Consider the following 23,100-nt stretch of genomic DNA (forward strand, 5'->3'; position numbering starts at 1 on the left):
TTACCCGTTACTGTCGTTTCTTTCTCAGTAACCAGCAATTTCAATCTTAAACAAGCTTACTTCATCTACTGTTTGTCTCTCAGACAAAACACCTTCGGTGTTGTCAGGTTAAGCCTCACGGTTCATTAGTACTGGTTAGCTCAACGTATCGCTACGCTTACACACCCAGCCTATCAACGTCTTAGTCTTAAACGTTCCTTTAGGTCACTCTAGGTGACAGGGAAGACTCATCTCGAGGCAAGTTTCCCGCTTAGATGCTTTCAGCGGTTATCTCTTCCGCACTTAGCTACCGGGCAATGCCATTGGCATGACAACCCGAACACCAGTGGTGCGTTCACTCCGGTCCTCTCGTACTAGGAGCAACCCCTCTCAATCTTCCAACGCCCACGGCAGATAGGGACCGAACTGTCTCACGACGTTCTAAACCCAGCTCGCGTACCACTTTAAATGGCGAACAGCCATACCCTTGGGACCTACTTCAGCCCCAGGATGTGATGAGCCGACATCGAGGTGCCAAACACCGCCGTCGATATGAACTCTTGGGCGGTATCAGCCTGTTATCCCCGGAGTACCTTTTATCCGTTGAGCGATGGCCCTTCCATTCAGAACCACCGGATCACTAAGACCTACTTTCGTACCTGCTCGAGCCGTCACTCTCACAGTCAAGCTGGCTTATGCCTTTGCACTAACCGCATGATGTCCGACCATGCTTAGCCAACCTTCGTGCTCCTCCGTTACTCTTTAGGAGGAGACCGCCCCAGTCAAACTACCCACCAGACACGGTCCCCGACCCGGATTACGGGCCTAGGTTAGAACATCAAACGTTAAAGGGTGGTATTTCAAGGTTGACTCCATGCAGACTGGCGTCCACACTTCTAAGTCTCCCACCTATCCTACACATCAAGGCTCAATGTTCAGTGTCAAGCTATAGTAAAGGTTCACGGGGTCTTTCCGTCTTGCCGCGGGTACACTGCATCTTCACAGCGAGTTCAATTTCACTGAGTCTCGGGTGGAGACAGCCTGGCCATCATTACGCCATTCGTGCAGGTCGGAACTTACCCGACAAGGAATTTCGCTACCTTAGGACCGTTATAGTTACGGCCGCCGTTTACTGGGGCTTCGATCAAGAGCTTCTCCCTAAGGATAACCCCATCAATTAACCTTCCAGCACCGGGCAGGCGTCACACCGTATACGTCCACTTTCGTGTTTGCACAGTGCTGTGTTTTTAATAAACAGTTGCAGCCAGCTGGTATCTTCGACTGGCTTCGGCTCCGTCCGCAAGGGACTTCACTTACCGCCAGCGTGCCTTCTCCCGAAGTTACGGCACCATTTTGCCTAGTTCCTTCACCCGAGTTCTCTCAAGCGCCTGAGTATTCTCTACCTGACCACCTGTGTCGGTTTGGGGTACGATTGTTGGTAACCTGAAGCTTAGAGGCTTTTCCTGGAAGCAGGGCATCAATTGCTTCACCACCTTAGTGGCTCGTCATCACACCTCAGCATTAAGTGACCGGATTTGCCTAATCACTCTGCCTACATGCTTGAACCGGGACGACCGTCGCCCGGACAACCTAGCCTTCTCCGTTCCCCCATCGCAGTTACCACCAGTACGGGAATATTAACCCGTTTCCCATCGACTACGCTTTTCAGCCTCGCCTTAGGGGTCGACTCACCCTGCCCCGATTAACGTTGGACAGGAACCCTTGGTCTTCCGGCGTGCGGGTTTTTCACCCGCATTATCGTTACTTATGTCAGCATTCGCACTTCTGATACCTCCAGCATACCTCACAGTACACCTTCGCAGGCTTACAGAACGCTCCCCTACCCAACAACACATAGTGTCGCTGCCGCAGCTTCGGTGCATGGTTTAGCCCCGTTACATCTTCCGCGCGGGCCGACTCGACCAGTGAGCTATTACGCTTTCTTTAAATGATGGCTGCTTCTAAGCCAACATCCTGGCTGTCTGAGCCTTCCCACTTCGTTTCCCACTTAACCATGACTTTGGGACCTTAGCTGGCGGTCTGGGTTGTTTCCCTCTTCACGACGGACGTTAGCACCCGCCGTGTGTCTCCCGTGATAACATTCTTCGGTATTCGCAGTTTGCATCGAGTTGGTAAGTCGGGATGACCCCCTAGTCGAAACAGTGCTCTACCCCCGAAGATGAGTTCACGAGGCGCTACCTAAATAGCTTTCGGGGAGAACCAGCTATCTCCCGGTTTGATTGGCCTTTCACCCCCATCCACAAGTCATCCGCTAATTTTTCAACATTAGTCGGTTCGGTCCTCCAGTTAGTGTTACCCAACCTTCAACCTGCCCATGGATAGATCACCGGGTTTCGGGTCTATACCCTGCAACTCATTCGCCCAGTTAAGACTCGGTTTCCCTACGGCTCCCCTATTCGGTTAACCTTGCTACAGAATATAAGTCGCTGACCCATTATACAAAAGGTACGCAGTCACCTCACGAAGAGGCTCCTACTGCTTGTACGTACACGGTTTCAGGTTCTTTTTCACTCCCCTCGCCGGGGTTCTTTTCGCCTTTCCCTCACGGTACTGGTTCACTATCGGTCAATCAGGAGTATTTAGCCTTGGAGGATGGTCCCCCCATATTCAGACAGGATAACACGTGTCCCGCCCTACTCGTCGAGTTCACAATAACAGCATCTTCAGATACGGGGCTATCACCCTTTACTGCCGGACTTTCCAGACCGTTCTCCTGATGCTGCTATTGATTAAGACTCTGGGCTGTTCCCCGTTCGCTCGCCGCTACTAGGGGAATCTCGGTTGATTTCTTTTCCTCGGGGTACTGAGATGTTTCAGTTCTCCCGGTTCGCTTCATTAACCTATGTATTCAGTTAATGATAATATCCATTGGATATTGGGTTTCCCCATTCGGAAATCGTCGGGTATAACGGTTCATATCACCTTACCGACGCTTATCGCAGATTAGCACGTCCTTCATCGCCTCTGATTGCCTAGGCATCCACCGTGTACGCTTATTCGCTTAACCTCACAACCCGAAGGTGTTTCTCTCGAAGACGACTTTAAAGGTCATGGCTACACAAGCATCAATTCGTTGTTGGGCAGTGCTCGTAATGCTCACATACTTATGTATGCTGCGCTTACTGCGCGCTGTCCGCCTAGAATTGCTGTTGCTCGCTCATGACACTCGCCTTGGAGTATCACACATTCAAGGTCTGAGATTTTGAGAGACTCATCAATATACCTCGGTGATATATTGATTTGTTTTCAATTTTTCAGCTTGTTCCAGATTGTTAAAGAGCATAATAGGTAAAATAACTCATGCGAATTATCTTAACTATTCTCTGATTCTCATCAGACTATAGTGTGGTACGCCTTTCACTCATACCGCGCAATTGGCGTCCCCTAGGGGATTCGAACCCCTGTTACCGCCGTGAAAGGGCGGTGTCCTAGGCCTCTAGACGAAGGGGACTTCAGTCAGCTTCGCAGACGCGCTTTTGCTCGTTCTTCATCAGACAATCTGTGTGAGCACTGCACATAACACGTATCTCTTAGGTAAGGAGGTGATCCAACCGCAGGTTCCCCTACGGTTACCTTGTTACGACTTCACCCCAGTCATGAATCACAAAGTGGTAAGCGCCCTCCCGAAGGTTAAGCTACCTACTTCTTTTGCAACCCACTCCCATGGTGTGACGGGCGGTGTGTACAAGGCCCGGGAACGTATTCACCGTAGCATTCTGATCTACGATTACTAGCGATTCCGACTTCATGGAGTCGAGTTGCAGACTCCAATCCGGACTACGACAGACTTTATGAGTTCCGCTTGCTCTCGCGAGGTCGCTTCTCTTTGTATCTGCCATTGTAGCACGTGTGTAGCCCTACTCGTAAGGGCCATGATGACTTGACGTCATCCCCACCTTCCTCCGGTTTATCACCGGCAGTCTCCTTTGAGTTCCCGCCATCACGCGCTGGCAACAAAGGATAAGGGTTGCGCTCGTTGCGGGACTTAACCCAACATTTCACAACACGAGCTGACGACAGCCATGCAGCACCTGTCTCAGCGTTCCCGAAGGCACTCCTCTATCTCTAAAGGATTCGCTGGATGTCAAGAGTAGGTAAGGTTCTTCGCGTTGCATCGAATTAAACCACATGCTCCACCGCTTGTGCGGGCCCCCGTCAATTCATTTGAGTTTTAACCTTGCGGCCGTACTCCCCAGGCGGTCGATTTAACGCGTTAGCTCCAGAAGCCACGGTTCAAGACCACAACCTCTAAATCGACATCGTTTACAGCGTGGACTACCAGGGTATCTAATCCTGTTTGCTCCCCACGCTTTCGCACCTGAGCGTCAGTCTTTGTCCAGGGGGCCGCCTTCGCCACCGGTATTCCTCCACATCTCTACGCATTTCACCGCTACACGTGGAATTCTACCCCCCTCTACAAGACTCTAGCCAACCAGTTTCAGATGCAATTCCCAAGTTAAGCTCGGGGCTTTCACATCTGACTTAATTGACCGCCTGCGTGCGCTTTACGCCCAGTAATTCCGATTAACGCTTGCACCCTCCGTATTACCGCGGCTGCTGGCACGGAGTTAGCCGGTGCTTCTTCTGCGGGTAACGTCAATTGATAAAGGTATTAACTTTATCACCTTCCTCCCCGCTGAAAGTACTTTACAACCCTAAGGCCTTCTTCATACACGCGGCATGGCTGCATCAGGCTTGCGCCCATTGTGCAATATTCCCCACTGCTGCCTCCCGTAGGAGTCTGGGCCGTGTCTCAGTCCCAGTGTGGCTGATCATCCTCTCAGACCAGCTAGAGATCGTCGCCTAGGTGAGCCATTACCTCACCTACTAGCTAATCCCATATGGGTTCATCCGATAGCGCAAGGTCCGAAGAGCCCCTGCTTTGGTCCGTAGACGTCATGCGGTATTAGCTACCGTTTCCAGTAGTTATCCCCCTCTATCGGGCAGATCCCCATACATTACTCACCCGTCCGCCGCTCGTCAGCAAGAAAGCAAGCTTTCTCCTGTTACCGCTCGACTTGCATGTGTTAGGCCTGCCGCCAGCGTTCAATCTGAGCCATGATCAAACTCTTCAATTAAAAGTGTTTGATGCTCAAAGAAATCGAAAACTTAGCTATTCATAAATGAATTTACTTTTGTTGTTCACTCTTCAAGACTTGATACATCTAATATTTTAGAAGATATCGTCTCTGCGAGTGCCCACACAGATTGTCTGATAATTTGTTAAAGAGCAGTGCAACATTCGCTGCCGTTTCCGGTCTTCTGCGTTGTTGCGAGGAGGTGCATTCTACATCTTCCTCATTCAGTGTCAAGCGTTTATTTTCAAGGCTTTTCACTTTTTTTCTTCGTTCTCTCAGTCAGTTCGCTTAGCGCCCTGTGCCGTGACAACGAGGACGCATTATAGGGAGTTTTCTGAGGCTGGCAATAGTTTTTTAAAAAAAAATGTTCGTTTGTTGGTAAATTAAACGAAGTGCCTATTTTTTGTGGCTTTTTAGCCATTTTGGCAAGTCTGCAAGGCTATCGAGAACAAAATCTGCACACTGTTGTGCCTCTTCAGTTATCTCTTTTCCAGTGCGAACAAGAATTTTATGACCCACTCCCGCAGTTTTTGCTGCCAACATATCTTCTTTTTTATCGCCAACCATATAAGAAGAAGCCATATCGATGTTTAATTGTGCTTTTGCATCCATAAACATACCTGAGGCTGGTTTGCGACAATCACATTCTTTCTTATATTCTTCTACAGTGGCATCAGGATGATGAGGACAATAATAGATACCATCTAAATCAACACCTCTATCTGCCAAAGACCAATCCATCCACTCTGTTAGATGTAAAAATTGATCTTCACTATAGTAGCCACGCCCAATGCCCGATTGATTAGTCACTAGTACCAAGGCATATCCCATAGCTTTTAATTCAGCCATTGCCTCAATCACGCCATCGATAAATTCAAAGTTATCAATTTCAGACACATAACCATGGTCTATATTAATAGTTCCATCGCGATCTAAGAAAATCGCAGAAATCCCCTTGCTCACAGCATTACTCCATTTAGATATTTTTATTAGTATCGCATGTTTTTTCTTATATAGAGAATGATATCCACGGCTTTCTTTCTTTATTAGTCTTCAACTCTTTTTTATTGACTTAGCCGTCTAGACGCCTTAACATCTATTTTAACTCGGGCAGAATAGTCTTTATGTCCCATATCTACTTATATAAAGAAAAACATGATTAAACTGACGAATATAAACAAAGTATTTAAGCAGGGAGAGCGTTCTATACAAGCGCTATCAAATATTAACCTGCATGTGCCACAAGGGCAGATTTTTGGTGTTATCGGATCGTCAGGTGCGGGTAAAAGTACACTTATACGTTGTGTGAATATGTTAGAAAAACCCACTTCAGGTGAAGTGCTTGTTGATGGGCGTGATCTCACAAAGTTATCTGATAAAGAATTAACGAAAGCACGTCGTGGTATTGGCATGATTTTCCAACATTTCAACTTACTGTCTTCACGTACCGTATTTGATAATGTGGCACTGCCATTAGAACTTGATAACACACCTCGCGCTGAGATTAATAAGCGTGTTAATGAATTACTTGAATTAGTTGGTTTATCAGATAAGAAAGAGTATTACCCAGCAAACTTATCTGGTGGACAAAAGCAACGTGTTGCAATAGCGCGTGCATTAGCAAATTCACCCAACGTTTTGTTGTGTGATGAAGCCACCAGTGCACTTGATCCAGCAACAACACGTTCTATTTTAGAATTGCTGAAAGACATTAACCGTCGTTTAGGCCTCACCATTTTATTAATCACTCATGAAATGGACGTTGTAAAACGCATTTGTGATCAAGTCGCAGTAATAAGTGGTGGTGAATTAGTTGAAAGTGATGCAGTGAGTGAAGTTTTCTCTCATCCAAAAACACCTGTTTCTCAGGCTTTTATCCAATCAACACTACAATTGGATATTCCTGAAGATTACAAAGAACGTATGAAACCAGAGTGGGAAGAAGGTTTATTCCCATTATTGAAACTTGAATTTAACGGTCAATCCGTTGATGCACCATTAATGTCCATCGTTGCTCGTCGTTTTGACGCAGATATTAATATCTTAAGTTCACAAATGGACTATGCCGGTGGTGTGAAGTTTGGCGTGATGTTAGCTGAGCTACACGGTAAGAATGGTAATACTGAAAAGTCGATTGCGTTTTTAGAAGAGCATCATGTGAAAGTAGAGGTTCTCGGTTATGTCTGAAGGAATGGTTTATTTATTAATTAGTGGGATCTGGGAAACCTTAGTCATGACCTTCGTTTCAGGCTTCTTTGGTTTTGTCATCGGGCTACCACTTGGTGTTTTACTTTATGTCACTCGTCCTGAACAAATTATGGCAAATCCACCTGCCTATCGTGTTATCTCAGCACTTGTGAATATTTTTAGGGCTATCCCTTTTATTATCTTACTTGTATGGATGATCCCTTTTACTCGCTTGATTGTAGGAACATCTATTGGCTTGCAAGCAGCCATCGTGCCATTAACTGTTGCCGCAGCACCTTTTATTGCTCGTATGGTCGAAAATACGCTATTGGAAATCCCACAAGGATTAATTGAAGCATCTCGTTCTATGGGTGCAACACCAATGCAAATTATTAAGAAAATTTTATTACCAGAATCTTTACCAGGCTTGATTAATGCTGCAACCATTACACTAATTACATTAGTGGGTTACTCAGCGATGGGTGGTGCTGTTGGTGCAGGTGGTTTAGGTCAAATTGGCTATCAATATGGTTACGTTGGCTATAATGCAACTGTAATGAATATTGTGATTGTTCTACTCGTTATTCTTGTTTTTATCATTCAGTTTTTCGGCGATCGCTTAGTGAAGCTGACAACACATAAATAATTAGATTGAAGGTTTCAATTATTAAATCGAAACCTTTTAATTAACAGATCAAATAAGGGTAAATGTATGTCATTGAAATTTAAATCGCTCGCAGTCGTAAGTGCTTTAGTTGGCGCATTAGTATTAGCTGGTTGTGGTGAAAAAGAAAAAGATCCAAACCATATTCGTGTTGGTGTTATTTCTGGCTCTGAACAACAAGTTGCAGAAGTAGCAAAACAAGTTGCTAAAGATAAATATGGTCTTGATGTAGAACTCGTTACTTTCAATGACTTCGTAATGCCTAATGAATCATTAAGTCGTGGTGATATCGATCTTAATGCATTCCAACACAAACCTTATTTGGATCAACAAATTAAAGATCGTAATTTCAAGATTACTGCGGTAGGAAATACGTTTATTTACCCTATCGCGGGTTACTCTAAAAAAATTACTGATTTAGCTGATTTACCTGATGGCGCTCAAGTGGCTATCCCTAACGATCCAACTAACTTAGGTCGTTCACTGCTGTTATTAGAAAAAGTGGGATTAATTAAATTAAAAGATGGTGTAGGCTTATTACCAACTTCTTTAGATATTATTGAAAATCCTAAAAATCTAAAATTAGTAGAATTAGAAGCACCTCAATTACCACGTTCATTAGATGATCAAAAAATCTATTTGGCGGTAATCAATACCACTTATGCAAGCCAAGTAAACTTAACACCAGCAAAAGACGGTATTTTTGTTGAAGATAAAGAATCTCCATATGTAAATATCATTGTTGCTCGCGAAGATAATAAAGACAGTGAGAATGTGAAGAAATTTATTCAAGCTTACCAAACTGATGAAGTTGATAGTGCTGCAAATAAAATCTTTAACGGCGGTGCTGTAAAAGGCTGGTAATACGTTAAAATTTAACTTAATTATAAAAAAGGCGGACATTTGTTCGCCTTTCTCTTTTTTACTTGGCTAATTTGCATTAAATTAGTGCCGTTTAATTTTTGTATAGACAATAATAAAGAGGATATAACCCATGCACATGCGCTTGCTACTTCTTGGCATCATGGCGCTGTTTATGACAGGCTGTTCAATGCAAAAATCATCTGATGTTGATCAGTCTAAATTTACGGATATGCGTTTAAATAAACCAGGACAACCACAAAAACCGAGGTCACAAACTTTACCTTCAGTGCGTATTGTTGAAAAAACAGAAGACCTTTTAGGTGCACCTTTTAAAGATCTCGGTATTGTCGCTGGCGAATCTTGTCGTCAAACATTACAAGACCCTCCAGCAAGTTTACCTATTGCTAAAAAAAGAATGGCAACAAAAGCGGCTTACAAAAATGCGAATGCCGTTTTATTGCATGAATGCCAAATTGTCACAGGCTTAGGTTGCTATCAATCCGCCATTTGTGAAGGCACAGCCCTACTCATTACAAAATGAACACCTACCAAATGAATCCTATAGGGTATATTTCAAGCCCTTATAAAGAAAAATTTGCCGTTCCACGCCAACCTGGATTAGTCCAGGATGGTGGCGGTCAACTTATTCTACATACCCCTTATAATCACCCCGATGCAGTCAGAGGTTTAGAACAATTTAGCCACCTTTGGTTACTGTTTGTTTTTCACCAAACAGCACAACAAGGTTGGCATCCTTTGGTTCGCCCACCGAGATTGGGTGGAAACGCAAAGATTGGCGTTTTCGCCACCCGTTCAACCTTTCGTCCTAATCCAATTGGTATGTCGTTAGTTGAATTAAAAAAAGTAAATGCCGAAAATCAGTCTGTTATTTTAGAATTAGGCAGTCTCGATTTAGTGGATGGCACTCCTATTCTTGATATCAAACCTTATTTACCGTTTGCAGAATCTCGACCAAATGCGATTGCAGGTTTTGCACAAGAAGCCCCTAATAACGAAATGCCAGTTTTCTTTTCACAGATTGCATCAGAACAACTGCAACACTATGCAAGTGAATACCCTCATCTTTCACGCTTTATTACCCAAGTATTACAGCAAGATCCTCGTCCTGCTTATAAAAAGGGAGAACAAAGTGATAGAATTTATGCGGTACACTTACTCGAATTCAATGTTCGCTGGCAAGTCAATGGACAACAGACACTTGTTCTTAGTGTAGAACCGAGGTAACTTGCTATTATCTTCATTGATATTGCTATCATGAATAATCTAATCTGAGAGTCATTCTCATGTCTTTAGACAAATCAGATTGAAAAAAATGCTTTGCCCCTTTTGGCAGACCTAAGTCACTGGTAGACTAGAGCGTGTTGACCTTTGATGGTCGATTTTTATTCGAATTAAAAGCATTTTAGGCAAGGAGAGGGGCTCGCCGCCTAGTGAACTAGGCTAGCGCCTCTCAACGCAGAATAAAATGAGTGAAACGTCTTTTAATCGAACCCGTAGGGCTGTTTTTATTTTTAAGTGGTCATTGTTAATATCAATCAATGCCCAAACCCAAAATAGTTGAATATGTTGCTTGTTTTATAAATTTCTTTTGCTGTAAAAATAAGCAGCAAAGATCAACACGCTCTAAAGTCTTTCTCTAATTATATTGATATAGACTGGCGTGACAGTCAGCCTAAGTATTTTTGTTCTAATGGAACCTAATAATGCGTACTAGCCACTATTTGCTCTCTACTTTAAAAGAGACACCTGCTGATGCAGAAATTGTCAGCCATCAACTTATGCTTCGCGCAGGCATGATCCGTAAACTCGCTTCTGGTCTTTATGATTGGATGCCGACAGGGGTTCGTGTTCTAAGAAAAATTGAAAAAATTGTTCGTGAAGAGATGGACAACGCAGGATCACTTGAGATTTCAATGCCCGTTGTTCAACCCGCTGACTTATGGCTAGAAAGTGGTCGTTGGGAACAGTATGGCCCTGAATTACTGCGTTTTTCAGACAGAGGTGAGCGCCCATTCGTTTTAGGCCCAACTCATGAAGAAGTTGTTACTGATATTGTTCGTAATGAAATTACCTCTTACAAACAACTTCCACTGAACTTATATCAAATTCAAACTAAATTCCGCGATGAAGTACGCCCTCGTTTTGGTGTTATGCGTTCTCGTGAATTTATTATGAAAGATGCTTACTCTTTCCATATCTCTCAAGAGTCTTTACAAGAGACTTACGACAGAATGTACGAAGCTTACAGCAAAATTTTCTCACGTATTGGTTTAGATTTCCGTCCAGTACTTGCAGATACAGGCTCTATCGGTGGTAATGCCTCTCATGAGTTCCAAGTTTTAGCAGACAGCGGTGAAGATGACATCGTCTTCTCAACTGGCTCTGACTATGCAGCCAATATCGAATTAGCAGAAGCAGTAATGCCTGCAACTCCACGAGCTGCCGCAACTGAAGAATTACGTTTAGTGGATACACCAAACGCTAAAACAATTGCTGAATTAGTTGAACAATTCAATCTACCCATTGAAAAAACAGTTAAGACACTGATTGTTCGTGGTACAAAAGAGAGTGGTCACCCATTAGTTGCATTATTAGTCCGTGGCGATCACGAACTTAATGAAGTTAAAGCAGAAAAATGCGCTATCGTTGCAGCACCTTTAACTTTCGCTACTGAAGCTGAGATTCGCCAAGCTGTAAATGCAGGCCCAGGTTCATTAGGCCCAGTTAATCTGCCACTACCTGTTATTATGGATCGTTCTGTTTCTGTGATGAGTGATTTCGGTGCAGGTGCAAACGTTGATGGTAAACACTATTTTGGTATCAACTGGGAGCGTGACCTGCCTGTTGCTGAAATTGCAGACATCCGTAATGTTGTTGAAGGCGATCCAAGCCCAGACGGTAAAGGAACGTTACTAATCAAACGTGGTATTGAAGTTGGTCATATCTTCCAACTTGGCACAAAATATTCAGAAGCATTAAAAGCAACCGTACAAAACGAAGAAGGTCATAACCAAATCGTTACTATGGGCTGTTATGGTATCGGTGTAACTCGTATTGTTGCTGCCGCTATTGAACAAAATCATGATGCTCGCGGTATTATTTGGCCAGATGCAATTGCACCATTCCAAGTTGCTATTTTACCAATGAATATGCATCGTTCTTATCGTGTTAAAGAAGTCGCTGACAAACTTTATGACGAATTACGTGCTCAAGGTATTGATGTTCTGTTTGATGATCGTAAAGAACGTCCGGGTGTAATGTTTGCTGATATGGAACTTATCGGTATTCCACACACGATCGTGATTGGTGATCGTAACCTCGATAACAATCAAATCGAATATAAAGCACGTCGTAGTGATGATAAATCACTAGTCAATGTTGATGATGTTGTTGCCTTTATCAAAGAGCAACTCGCTTAATCATTAAGCCTCTTGACGATAAGAGGCTTCATTGAGCAACAAAAAACCCGCAAAAGCGGGTTTTTTATTAGGAATAGAATAACTAAAACTTAGCTTCTGCTACCACGATGATTTCCACAAGAACCATGACGATTAAAACGAGGTTTTTCATCTGCAACAACTAAAGCTCGGTCATATTGACCGTCTTCCATTGAAGGACGAATACTGTAATAACCATTTACTTCGAGGTAAACAGGTGTTCCACCCTCAACACCCGTTGAGAAATAGCCTTTTTCCAATTCAATACCACTAGCTGCGTAAACACGCCCTGATTGGCAATCTTTAAACGTACCTGCATCAGCAAAATAAGTGAACTCGCCGGCAAGCTGTTTAGGTTGAACCTTAGCTAAAGTATAATTTAGTTCTGAATTAATAACATTGCCATCAATATCAAGCATGACTAATTTATCTTCACGAGGTAAATAATAGCTCTTCTCACCATAACTATTAGTCAATGTCAGCTTATCTTTACCTAATACCCATGTTCCTGATTCAAAGAAACTACGTTTATCATCAGGTGAACCTTGATAGCTTTGCTCCATAACATAAGAGCCATCTTGATTAACAAGAATTGTCGTGTCGATGCCAGAGCAATCGGCACAAGGCAGAATACTGTTGTAAGTTTGGTCTACAATTTTTCCATCAAGTGATAAGCCAATATTATTTTGGCAACCTGACAGTATAAATAACCCAGCAGCAACGGCTGCAAATAAAAATTTTTTCCCCATCATCGACTCCCTACATTCTGGGTACTTTTTAATAAATCATTCTCTATATGATTCTAACATTTTTTAAAATAAAAGGGGGCAATAAAACAAGCTTTAAGATAAATGCACCCATAATTGTTAATTATTTCTCAAATCACTTCGAATAAAGAACTATTTCAGAAAATTATTATAATAACTATTGTGCTCACATCGAATAACAGCATAATGATTTTATTCTGAATTATTCACTGGCGGCAACACCGCCACGAAAGAGTGGTGAGGGAATATGTCAACAAATACAGAATATCAACCAATTAACTGTGATGATTATGAGTATCTGGAGTTAGCATGTCAGCGTGGTTTAGCACTCCATATTGAACTGCATGATGGTGAGCTTATTGAAGGTGTTGCGGATGACCTTTTCTTAAGCAAGAAAGTTGAATACCTAAAAGTCAAAACGTCTGAAGGCTCTAAAGATTTACGACTGGATGTTATTGCCAGTTTTTCTAATCCCGAACTTGGGACAATTGTTATAAAATCGGAATAACCGAATAAAGAACAACCGCCAACCGGCGGTTGTTCATTCATGAGCCTTTCGCCACTCAATAGTAATAGCGTGTTCTGATGTTGCTTTTCCCTCAAAAGTAACAAATGTGTCAATAGCTGCAATTAACGTATCATTATAATAAATCAAAGGGATCCGGGTTCTACGCCAAGGTGCAACTTCAAGCTCTTGCCAAATCTTTTTACTATGTCGAGCATGCTCTCGCCCTACAATACGTAAAGATGCTTGTGTTAAACCAAAACGCACAGTGACTTTTTCATCACTCGAAGGCTTTCTGACAGTGTTTTTTCCAATTTCGGCTACGAGTGATAGAGCACCTAATCCATTAGGTAAACATAAAGGCTCATTGAGCGACCACTCAATAGCATGCTCAGCAGGCTCTTTAATGATTGGAACTAGATAAAGGCGCTGTTTATAACGTCTGACTTCATCTTGATAAAATTGTAATCTAGGTTCGGCATCCGCTTTGGCTAAAGCCACTTCTTGCCATAGTCGTAATATTTGTTGTCTTGAAGGCATGGTTTTATTGTGTTTAGCAAACCAGCGCCTCAGTAAAGCATTGCGCTTTATAACACTACAATGGGCAAGTTGATTAATATCTAAGCTGTGTTCACTGTCCATTAAACCATTAAGTTCAGAATCTAATAGTTCGTCTAGTAGTGCTTCTTGTTCACCACACAATGCAGCACTTCTAGTTACCGCTTGTGAAAAATGAGGCCAACGTTGAGCTAGTAAGGGCATAACACGCAATCGTAAAAAATTGCGATCATAACGATCATCTTGATTACTATCGTCTTCTATCCAATTTAATCGTTGCTCTGTCGCATAGGACTCGATTTGCTCACGAGTAATATTAAGTAATGGTCGAAGTAAATAACTATTCTCAAACAACATCTTGGCAGGCATTGAAGACAATCCAGCAGGGCCACTGCCTCGCTTTAAAGCCAGTAAAAAAGTTTCAGCTTGATCATCTTGGTGTTGAGCAGTCACTAATACTTGTTGTGGCTGTAAATATCGGCGAAAGGCTTGATAACGCGCCTCTCTTGCACCACTTTCAAGGCCACCCTCTTTAGGATCTACATTCACTTTTTCACTGATAAAATCGACACGCCATTGCTGACAATATTGTTTACAGTGGGCAAGCCAATCATCTGCTTTGATATTTAATCCATGATGAATATAGATAGCTGCTAATTCTAAAGGTAACTGGAATTCATCACGCAAACGAACAAGCCCATGCAATAAAACTGTTGAATCTACCCCACCACTAAAACCCACCAAAATTTTAGTGTAAGGATCAATCTGTTGTTTGATTTCTTCAAGAAGTGAACAGTTTTCCAGTTCCATAGCATTATCATTTATCTGTGAATTCAGATGATTATGTTAAGCTTTTCTACCTGATTTTGCACGAATACAAAGCATTCCTGCAATTAATACCATATCCAAGGATCTTGAATGGCTCATATAAAGAGCCAAAAGAAAGCAGAATATTGATTATTCTGCCTTTGAACAAAAGCTATTTATGCTGTAAAACCACCATCGACCAAATAAGAGGCTCCAGTGACAAACGAAGCTGCGTCACTAGCCAAAAATGCTACAACATTAGCCACTTCTTCTGGCGTACCAAGACGACCAATCGGGTGCAATGTCGCCAACTTTTGCTTATCTAGTTCACGCCCATCTAATAAAGGTGTATCAATATACCCTGGACAAACCGCATTAATACGAATACCTTTGCTTGCATAATCAATAGCAAGTGTTTGTGTCAGTAATTTAACACCACCTTTTGATGCACAATAGGCAGGAAACTCGTGTTGACCAACAAAGGAGCAAATCGAACTACAATTAACAATTGCACCTGATAGTTTGTTTTTCAGCCAATATTGAATAGCTGCACGATTAATCAGAAAGAGCCCATTAAGATTAACGTCTAATACCCCTTTCCATTTTTCATATTCTAATTTATCTGCAATGTTATCAGTTAAAACACCAGCATTAGCAAAAATGAAATCCAGTCGCCCATATTTATTTACTACATAATCAATAAGTTGTTCGTTCTCTTTTTCACTTTTCACGTCCATTTGTATAAATTCACCCGAAAGCCCTTTTTCTTTTAAGTATTTTTCTGCTTTTTGCCCTCGAGTTAAATTACTGCCAATGATAACAACAGATGCGCCTAAGGATAAAAACTTTTCCGCAGAAGCTAATCCAATCCCGCTATTACCACCTGTAATTATCCCAACCTTACCATTAAACGATATCATCGCTTTTTCCTCACAAAAGAAGTAAATGACCCTATAAAATAATAGATAGGGTTGATTATTCTTTTAGTAAAAAAGTGAATTAATATTGTTTTTGAGATCAACTTAACATATTGATATATAATGTATTATAGTAAATATAACCTCATTTTATTATCTCAATGAGGATAGTTTTTAGAGACAAAAAAACCTCATGTTATCAACATGAGGTTTTCTTTTACTTTTTGAATAACATGGTGCTATCAGCAGTAACCGTATTCCATTAAACGTTGGTAGCGACGGTTTGTTAGCTCTTCTGATTCAAATGCATCTAACTCGTCTAAATCAGCTTTGATTTGTGCTTTTAAAGACGCTGCAATTTCATCATAGTGACGATGTGCGCCACCTAAAGGCTCAGGAATAACTGTATCAATCAGCTTAAGCTCTTTTAAACGATTTGCAGTGATACCCATCGCTTCTGCGGCTAATGGTGCTTTATCAGCGCTTTTCCAAAGGATAGATGCACAACCTTCTGGTGAAATAACAGAATAGGTGCTGTATTGCAGCATATTCACTTTATCACCAACACCAATGGCTAGTGCACCACCAGAACCACCTTCGCCAATAACAGTACAGATGATTGGCACGCCAAAGCGTGACATTTCACGTAAGTTACGTGCAATCGCTTCTGATTGACCACGCTCTTCAGCACCAACACCTGGATAAGCACCAGGAGTATCAATAAAGGTGATAATAGGAAGATTAAAACGTTGCGCCATTTCCATTAAACGAAGCGCTTTGCGATAGCCTTCTGGCGCTGGCATACCAAAGTTACGGCGGATTTTCTCTTTCGTTTCACGCCCTTTTTGGTGCCCAATAACCATCACTGGACGACCATCTAAACGAGCGATACCACCAACAATGGCTTTATCATCAGCATAAGCACGGTCGCCTGCTAATTCTTGGAAGTCAGTAAAGATACGATGAATATAATCCAGTGTGTAAGGTCTTAATGGATGACGTGCAAGTTGTGCTACTTGCCATGCACCAAGATCAGAAAAAATCTTACGCGTTAGCTCTAGGCTTTTTTCTCTTAAGCGTGAAACTTCTTCATCGATATTAATATCAATTTTTTCATCATGTTGGCTAACTGCGGTTAGCGAATCAATTTTCGCTTCTAACTCGGCAATTGGCTGTTCAAAATCCAGAAAATTAAGACTCATAACATTCCTATTTTAGTCAAATTCTAATTCTACCTGCTCATTACCCAGCAGAGTTCGCAGATCCGTTAAAAGCATATCTGTTGGCGTTACACGCCAAGTCGCACCAAATCGTAAACGTGCACAGGCATCATGCTTTTCAAAATAAAGGTGAACCGGTATCGTGCCTGAACGATGAGGTTCTAAAACGCCGCGAAGACGATTTAATAAATGCTCATTAATTTGCCTGTCCGATAATGAGATAGCAAGTCCTCGTGCATATTTTTCACGGGCTTCGTTGATATCCATAAGTTCGCGGACTGTCATTTTAAGCCCACCATTGAAATCATCAAAGCTGACCTGCCCAGTAGCAATTAAAATCTTGTCTTGTTCTAATAAATGTTGGTATTTATCCAATGCATCAGAAAATAACATAATTTCTAAGCGACCTGAACGATCATCTAAGGTACAAACGCCGATCCGATTTCCACGTTTCGTTGTAAATACTTTAGAAGCAAGTACTAAGCCTGCTACCTTCACCATTTGACCACGAGGTGTTGGTACTAAATCTTTTAGACGCGTTCCTGCCGCATATCGTTCAATTTCTTTTAAATAACGTGTGATCGGATGACCTGTTAAATATAAACCTAACGTCTCTCGCTCACCTTCTAAAACGACTTGATCTGGCCATTTAGGTATATTGGCATAAGAACGCTCAACTTGTTCAGGAGCTTCAGCTAACACACCAAACATATCCGATTGGCCTATTGCTTCAGCCTTGGCATGTTGGTCTGCGGCTTTTAATGCATCTTCTAATGAAGACATTAAAGCAGCACGATGAGGTCCCAGCTTATCGAATGCGCCTGACATTATCAGTTTTTCCATCACTCGGCGATTCAATTTTTTGGTTTCTGTTCTAGCACAGAGATCAAAAATATCTTTAAAGTGACCGCCTTGCTGACGCGCCTCTACAATCGCTTCAATTGGCCCTTCACCCACACCTTTAATGGCACCAATACCATAAACGATTTCGCCTTCATCATTTACGTGGAAATGATAAAGACCGCTATTAATATCAGGAGGAAGAACCTTTAAGCCCATTCTCCAACATTCATCAACTAATCCCACCACTTTTTCAGTGTTATCCATATCTGCCGTCATTACAGCAGCCATAAATTCAGCTGGATAGTGGGCTTTTAGCCACAATGTTTGATAAGAAACTAATGCATACGCTGCTGAGTGTGATTTGTTAAATCCATAACCGGCGAATTTCTCCACCAAGTCAAAGATCCTCATAGCAAGCTCACCATCGACACCGTTTTTAATAGCACCCTCTTCAAAAACAGAGCGTTGCTTTGCCATTTCTTCAGGTTTTTTCTTACCCATTGCGCGTCGTAACATATCCGCGCCACCTAGTGTATATCCCGCAAGCACCTGTGCAATTTGCATAACTTGTTCTTGGTATAGGATAACACCATAGGTTGGTTCTAGAACGGGCTGTAAGCTTTCATGTTGCCACTTAACATCAGGATATGAGATCTCTTCAACACCGTGTTTACGGGCAATAAAGTTATCTACCATGCCTGATTGCAATGGCCCCGGACGAAATAGGGCAACAAGTGCAATCATATCTTCAAAACAGTCAGGACGTAGGCGTTTGATGAGATCTTTCATACCACGAGATTCTAACTGGAATACCGCGGTCGTTTCTGAACGCTGCAACATGTCAAAACTGCGCTGATCCGTTAATGGGATCGCCGAAATATCAACAGGTTCGAGAGACTTTTTAGCTCGTCGGGCATTAATCATCTCTAATGCCCAGTTAATGATGGTTAGTGTTCTTAAACCTAAGAAGTCGAATTTAACAAGACCCGCGTATTCAACGTCGCTCTTATCAAATTGTGTAACGGGGTTATTTCCCTCAGCATCACAATAAAGTGGCGCAAAATCGGTGATTTTCGTTGGTGAAATAACGACACCACCCGCGTGTTTACCCGCATTACGCGTCACACCTTCTAATTTACGAGCCATATCAATAAGAGATTTAACCTCTTCGTCGGCTTCATAAATTTCTGGTAATTGAGGCTCGGCTGCAAACGCTTTTTCCAGCGTCATACCTGGATCAGGAGGAACGAGTTTTGAAATTCTATCAACAAAACCGTAAGGGTGTCCTAAAACACGACCAACATCGCGAATAACGGCTTTAGCCGCCATCGTACCAAATGTAATGATCTGAGATACCGCATCTCGACCATACATTTCAGCAACGTGGTCGATAACTCTATCCCGTTTTTCCATACAGAAATCGACGTCAAAGTCTGGCATCGATACACGTTCTGGGTTAAGAAAACGTTCGAAAAGTAAGTCGAATTCAAGAGGATCAAGGTCAGTGATTTTGAGTGAGTAAGCGACTAATGAACCAGCACCAGAACCACGCCCTGGTCCTACAGGAACACCGTTATCTTTAGACCACTGAATAAATTCCATCACGATCAGGAAGTAACCTGGGAATCCCATTTGGTTAATCACTTGCAGCTCAATATCAAGACGCTCATCATATTCAGGGCGTCTTTTTTGTCGCTCTTCAGGATCGGGAAATAAAAAGGCTAAGCGTTCTTCTAAACCTTCTTTCGATTTTTTGACGAGGAAATCTTCTGTGCTCATATCCCCAGTTGGGAATTGTGGAAGAAAGTATTCCCCTAAGCGGATCGTGACATTACAGCGTTTAGCGATTTCGACACTGTTTTCTAATGCTTCAGGTATATCAGCAAATAATTCACACATTTCTTCTTCTGTGCGCATATATTGCTGAGGACTATAATTCTTAGGACGTTTGGGATCAGATAACGTAAAACCATCATGAATTGCGACACGAATTTCATGTGCGTCAAAATCATCACTGTCGAGAAAACAGACATCATTGGTTGCAACGACGGGCAGACCTTTTTCAGAAGCCAGTGCTACTGCTTCATGAAGATAAGTTTCCTCATCAGTACGACCTGTACGAATAAGCTCTAGATAATAACTATCGGGAAAATGAGTTTGATAATATTCAAGGCACTGATCAACTAAAGCGCGATTTCCGCGAAGTAGGAACTTACCCACATCCCCCATTCTACCGCCAGAAAGCAACAAGAGCCCTTCTTTGTAGGTTGTTAACCATTCTTGTTTAATCGTCGGTCCAACAGCACCATAACCGTGTTTGTAAGCTTCTGAAATCAATAAAGTGAGGTTTTGGTAGCCTACATTATTACGGGCAAGAATAGTAAGATGAGCATATTCATCACCTAATAATTCTGTTTCAAGGTAAACATCAGCACCAATGATAGGTTTAATGCCAGCACCATGTGCAGCACCATAAAATTTCACTAACCCACATAAGTTAGTGAAATCAGTAATCGCAAAAGCAGGCATTCCCAGCGAAGCCACTTTCTTCACAAGAGGCCCTGTTTTTGCCAATCCATCGATCATTGAATAATCGCTGTGTACCCTAAGATGGATAAAACGAGGATCTGCCATAGTGTTTAATTACTCTGTGGATTACTTTAAATTTAAAGCACGTTTTACAGGCGCAAAACTTTTTCGATGATAGGGTGTTGCCCCTAATAAGGCTAGTTTTTCCATATGGAAAACAGTTGGATACCCTTTATGTTTAGCAAAACCATAATCAGGGTAAAGCTTATCTAACTCTTCCATTTCTCTATCACGAGTCACTTTAGCAAGAATAGAAGCTGCACTAATTTCTTGAACTAAACTATCACCTTTTATAACCGCTTGAGAGGCCATTGGTAATTTAGGACAACGGTTACCATCAATTAAGACCATATCAGGTGTTATTGATAATCCCGCAACAGCACGTTCCATTGCTTTCATGGTTGCCCAAAGAATATTTAATTCATCAATTTCTTCTGGCTCTGCACGACCTATCGCCCAGCATAATGCTTTTTCTTTTATTTCGTCATAAAGAGCATTACGCTTTTTTTCTGTTAGCTTTTTGGAGTCTGTTAATCCTTCAATTGGATTTGCTGGATCAAGAATAACAGCAGCGGTAACTACTGCACCGACTAATGGGCCTCGACCAACCTCATCAACTCCAGCAATAAGATTTGCTTTTGGATATACAAATTCCATTATTTCTCTACCAATTCTAATACTGCATTTGCTGCTTGCTCATCCGCATTACAACGAATATCACTATGTAGCTGTAAAAATATCTCTTTTAATTGACGTACTTTTTCTTCATCGGTTAAAAGAGGTAAAAGTTGTTGTGCTAACGCTGAGGGTTCGCACTCTTCTTGCAATAATTCTTTGATAATTTCTCGGCCAGCTAACAAATTAGGTAACGAGACATAAGGCGTTTTAACTAACCTTTTTGCTAACCAGAAAGTAAATGGTTTCATGCGATAGCCAACAACCATCGGGCATTTCGTTAACATGCATTCTAATGCAGCTGTGCCTGATGCTAACAATGTCGCATCGCTCGCTGTCATTGCTTCTCTTGCTTGCCCATCAAGAAGTTGTATTTCAAGTTCTGGTGCCACATTTTGATGTATCTGTTCAAATTGGGCTCGTCGCTTAGCATTAACTAATGGCACAACAATATGAAGAGCAGGGATTTGCTGTTTTAGTAACTGTGCTGTTTTTATAAAATCAGCACTTAGCATTTCAACTTCAGCATGACGACTACCGGGAAGCAGTGCTAAACAAGGGATTTCTTCAGATATCCCTAGATGTTCACGAGCAGCCTTTTTATCTGGATTTAAGGCTATGGCATCAGCCATTGTATGACCAATAAAACGACAAGGAACCTGATACTTATCATAAAACGCTTTTTCAAAAGGCAGAAAAGCTAAGACGAGATCTGTCGCTTTACCAATTTTGAAAACACGTTTTTGACGCCAAGCCCACACAGATGGACTGACATAGTGAATAGTTTTGATCCCTTTTTGCTTTAAACGACCTTCAAGAGTGATATTAAAATCAGGTGCGTCAATCCCCACGAAAACATCTGGTTTTAATTCTGAGAATCGTTGAGTGAGATCTTTTCTGATCTTTAATAAGCGAGGTAATCGTTCGAGAACTTCAACGATCCCCATGACGGCAAGCTCTTCCATCTCATACCAAGCCTCACAACCTTCAGCTTGCATAAGAGGCCCAGCAACGCCGACAAAGCGAACATTGGGATGCATTTGTTTTAGAGCGCGGATTAATCCCGCGCCCAAGATATCACCGGACGTTTCACCAGCAACTAAGCCGATAACTAACGGACACTGAGTAGTAGATAATTGGCCTGACAAGGTCATATCCTAATTAGCGAATGATACCGCGGTTAGATTTTGCTGAGTTCTCCAGAAAATCACTGAACAGTTTGACATGCGGATTATTATTATCAGCAACCAATTGTCCAATTTCTTCACGCGCTTCTTCCAGTGTTTTACCATTACGATAAAGTACTTTGTAAGCATTACGAATTGCATGAAGATCTTCTTTAGCAAAACCTCTGCGCTTTAACCCTTCAATATTCAGCCCATAAGGAGTCGCGTGGTTTCCTTGTGCAATAACAAAAGGAGGAACATCTTGTGCCACGCCTGAACATCCACCGACCATCACATGAGAGCCAATTTGGCAAAACTGATGAACGGCGCTCATACCACCGATAATCACAAAATCACCTAAAGTGACGTGACCACCCAGTGTGCCGTTATTTGCAATAATACAACGATCGCCAATGATACAATCATGTGCGACGTGGGTATTAATCATCAGTAGATTATCGTTACCAATTTTTGTGATATTGCCACCTTGGGTTGTTCCACGGTGGATAGTCACACTTTCACGAATAAGGTTTCGATCACCAATAATGACTTGCGTTGGTTCACCACGATATTTCAGATCCTGATTAACTTCACCGATAGAAGTGAATTGATAAATCTGATTATCTCGGCCAATGCGTGTATGCCCATTGATAACAACGTGAGATTTGATGTCAGTACCTTCACCAATCTCAACGTTAGCACCAATGACACAAAAAGGGCCAATGCGAACATTAGCACCGATTACCGCACCCTCTTCAATAATTGAGGAAGGGTGAATTACTGCGGATTTATCTATCATAGG

16 protein-coding genes, 1 tRNA gene and 2 rRNA genes are annotated in these 23,100 nt (G+C 42.1%); 7 read left to right on the plus strand and 12 right to left on the minus strand.

Annotated elements, in window-relative coordinates:
* Nucleotides 1-104: 104 nt before the first annotated feature.
* The 4 genes from ACWPWK_RS05995 to gmhB all read right to left on the minus strand — a co-directional run bounded on the left by ACWPWK_RS05995 (nucleotide 105) and on the right by gmhB (nucleotide 6,041).
* A 23S ribosomal RNA gene (locus ACWPWK_RS05995) occupies nucleotides 105-3,007 on the minus strand.
* Nucleotides 3,008-3,375: 368 nt separating this feature from the next.
* Nucleotides 3,376-3,451 (minus strand) — tRNA-Glu (locus ACWPWK_RS06000).
* 84 nt (nucleotides 3,452-3,535) lie between these two features.
* A 16S ribosomal RNA gene (locus ACWPWK_RS06005) occupies nucleotides 3,536-5,078 on the minus strand.
* The 16S and 23S rRNA genes sit together here with 1 tRNA gene alongside, the layout of an rRNA operon.
* 396 nt (nucleotides 5,079-5,474) lie before the next feature.
* Nucleotides 5,475-6,041, minus strand: a complete 567-nt coding sequence (gene gmhB / locus ACWPWK_RS06010; RefSeq protein WP_109373134.1) for a D-glycero-beta-D-manno-heptose 1,7-bisphosphate 7-phosphatase — start codon at nucleotides 6,039-6,041, stop codon at nucleotides 5,475-5,477.
* 192 nt (nucleotides 6,042-6,233) lie between these two features.
* Between gmhB and metN the strand changes: the two genes are divergently transcribed.
* From metN to proS, 6 genes are all read left to right on the plus strand, one after another.
* Nucleotides 6,234-7,265, plus strand: coding sequence for a methionine ABC transporter ATP-binding protein MetN (metN, locus tag ACWPWK_RS06015; RefSeq protein WP_099074391.1), 1,032 nt, complete (start codon nucleotides 6,234-6,236; stop codon nucleotides 7,263-7,265).
* Nucleotides 7,258-7,911 carry a methionine ABC transporter permease MetI gene (locus ACWPWK_RS06020; RefSeq protein WP_109373133.1) on the plus strand — a complete coding sequence of 218 codons (654 nt, stop codon included), beginning with the start codon at nucleotides 7,258-7,260 and terminating at the stop codon, nucleotides 7,909-7,911. Before metN ends, ACWPWK_RS06020 begins: the two co-directional genes overlap by 8 nt.
* Nucleotides 7,912-7,977: 66 nt before the next feature.
* Entirely contained in the window at nucleotides 7,978-8,793 is an 816-nt protein-coding gene (locus ACWPWK_RS06025) for a MetQ/NlpA family lipoprotein (RefSeq protein ID WP_109373132.1), read from the plus strand.
* Nucleotides 8,794-8,923: 130 nt separating this feature from the next.
* Nucleotides 8,924-9,334 carry an Rcs stress response system protein RcsF gene (rcsF, locus tag ACWPWK_RS06030; protein ID WP_109373131.1) on the plus strand — a complete coding sequence of 137 codons (411 nt, stop codon included), beginning with the start codon at nucleotides 8,924-8,926 and terminating at the stop codon, nucleotides 9,332-9,334.
* Nucleotides 9,331-10,038 (plus strand): tRNA (N6-threonylcarbamoyladenosine(37)-N6)-methyltransferase TrmO, encoded by a 708-nt coding sequence (tsaA, locus tag ACWPWK_RS06035; protein WP_109373130.1) that lies wholly within the window; start codon nucleotides 9,331-9,333, stop codon nucleotides 10,036-10,038. The genes rcsF and tsaA overlap by 4 nt, the downstream gene beginning before the upstream one ends.
* Before the next feature lie 479 nt (nucleotides 10,039-10,517).
* Complete coding sequence (gene proS, locus ACWPWK_RS06040) at nucleotides 10,518-12,233, plus strand: proline--tRNA ligase (protein WP_109373129.1); 1,716 nt, start codon at nucleotides 10,518-10,520, stop codon at nucleotides 12,231-12,233.
* Nucleotides 12,234-12,322: 89 nt separating this feature from the next.
* Here the strand turns inward: proS and nlpE are convergent, their stop codons facing one another.
* Nucleotides 12,323-13,003, minus strand: a complete 681-nt coding sequence (gene nlpE / locus ACWPWK_RS06045) for an envelope stress response activation lipoprotein NlpE (RefSeq protein ID WP_160230640.1) — start codon at nucleotides 13,001-13,003, stop codon at nucleotides 12,323-12,325.
* A 262-nt stretch (nucleotides 13,004-13,265) separates the two neighbouring features.
* Between nlpE and rof the strand changes: the two genes are divergently transcribed.
* On the plus strand, nucleotides 13,266-13,526 hold the full coding sequence (rof, locus tag ACWPWK_RS06050) for a Rho-binding antiterminator (RefSeq protein WP_109373127.1): 261 nt from the start codon (nucleotides 13,266-13,268) through the stop codon (nucleotides 13,524-13,526).
* 33 nt (nucleotides 13,527-13,559) lie between these two features.
* Here rof and tilS read toward each other — a convergent pair whose 3' ends face one another.
* The 7 genes from tilS to lpxA all read right to left on the minus strand — a co-directional run bounded on the left by tilS (nucleotide 13,560) and on the right by lpxA (nucleotide 23,097).
* Nucleotides 13,560-14,891: a tRNA lysidine(34) synthetase TilS gene (gene tilS / locus ACWPWK_RS06055; protein ID WP_109373126.1), complete on the minus strand. Its 1,332-nt coding sequence runs from the start codon at nucleotides 14,889-14,891 to the stop codon at nucleotides 13,560-13,562.
* A gap of 173 nt (nucleotides 14,892-15,064) precedes the next feature.
* Entirely contained in the window at nucleotides 15,065-15,808 is a 744-nt protein-coding gene (locus tag ACWPWK_RS06060) for an SDR family NAD(P)-dependent oxidoreductase (protein WP_109373125.1), read from the minus strand.
* Nucleotides 15,809-16,047: 239 nt separating this feature from the next.
* Nucleotides 16,048-17,007, minus strand: a complete 960-nt coding sequence (gene accA, locus ACWPWK_RS06065) for an acetyl-CoA carboxylase carboxyl transferase subunit alpha (RefSeq protein ID WP_109373124.1) — start codon at nucleotides 17,005-17,007, stop codon at nucleotides 16,048-16,050.
* Nucleotides 17,008-17,019: 12 nt separating this feature from the next.
* Nucleotides 17,020-20,502: a DNA polymerase III subunit alpha gene (dnaE, locus tag ACWPWK_RS06070; protein ID WP_109373123.1), complete on the minus strand. Its 3,483-nt coding sequence runs from the start codon at nucleotides 20,500-20,502 to the stop codon at nucleotides 17,020-17,022.
* 21 nt (nucleotides 20,503-20,523) lie between these two features.
* Nucleotides 20,524-21,114, minus strand: coding sequence for a ribonuclease HII (gene rnhB, locus ACWPWK_RS06075; protein ID WP_006535883.1), 591 nt, complete (start codon nucleotides 21,112-21,114; stop codon nucleotides 20,524-20,526).
* Nucleotides 21,114-22,286, minus strand: a complete 1,173-nt coding sequence (gene lpxB, locus ACWPWK_RS06080; protein ID WP_109373122.1) for a lipid-A-disaccharide synthase — start codon at nucleotides 22,284-22,286, stop codon at nucleotides 21,114-21,116. Before lpxB ends, rnhB begins: the two co-directional genes overlap by 1 nt.
* Before the next feature lie 7 nt (nucleotides 22,287-22,293).
* A complete protein-coding gene (lpxA, locus tag ACWPWK_RS06085; protein ID WP_088494703.1) occupies nucleotides 22,294-23,097 on the minus strand; it encodes an acyl-ACP--UDP-N-acetylglucosamine O-acyltransferase in 804 nt (267 codons plus the stop codon).
* Between the last annotated feature and the right edge of the window lie 3 nt (nucleotides 23,098-23,100).

It is taken from the genome of Proteus sp. Marseille-Q3619, from assembly GCF_965283115.1.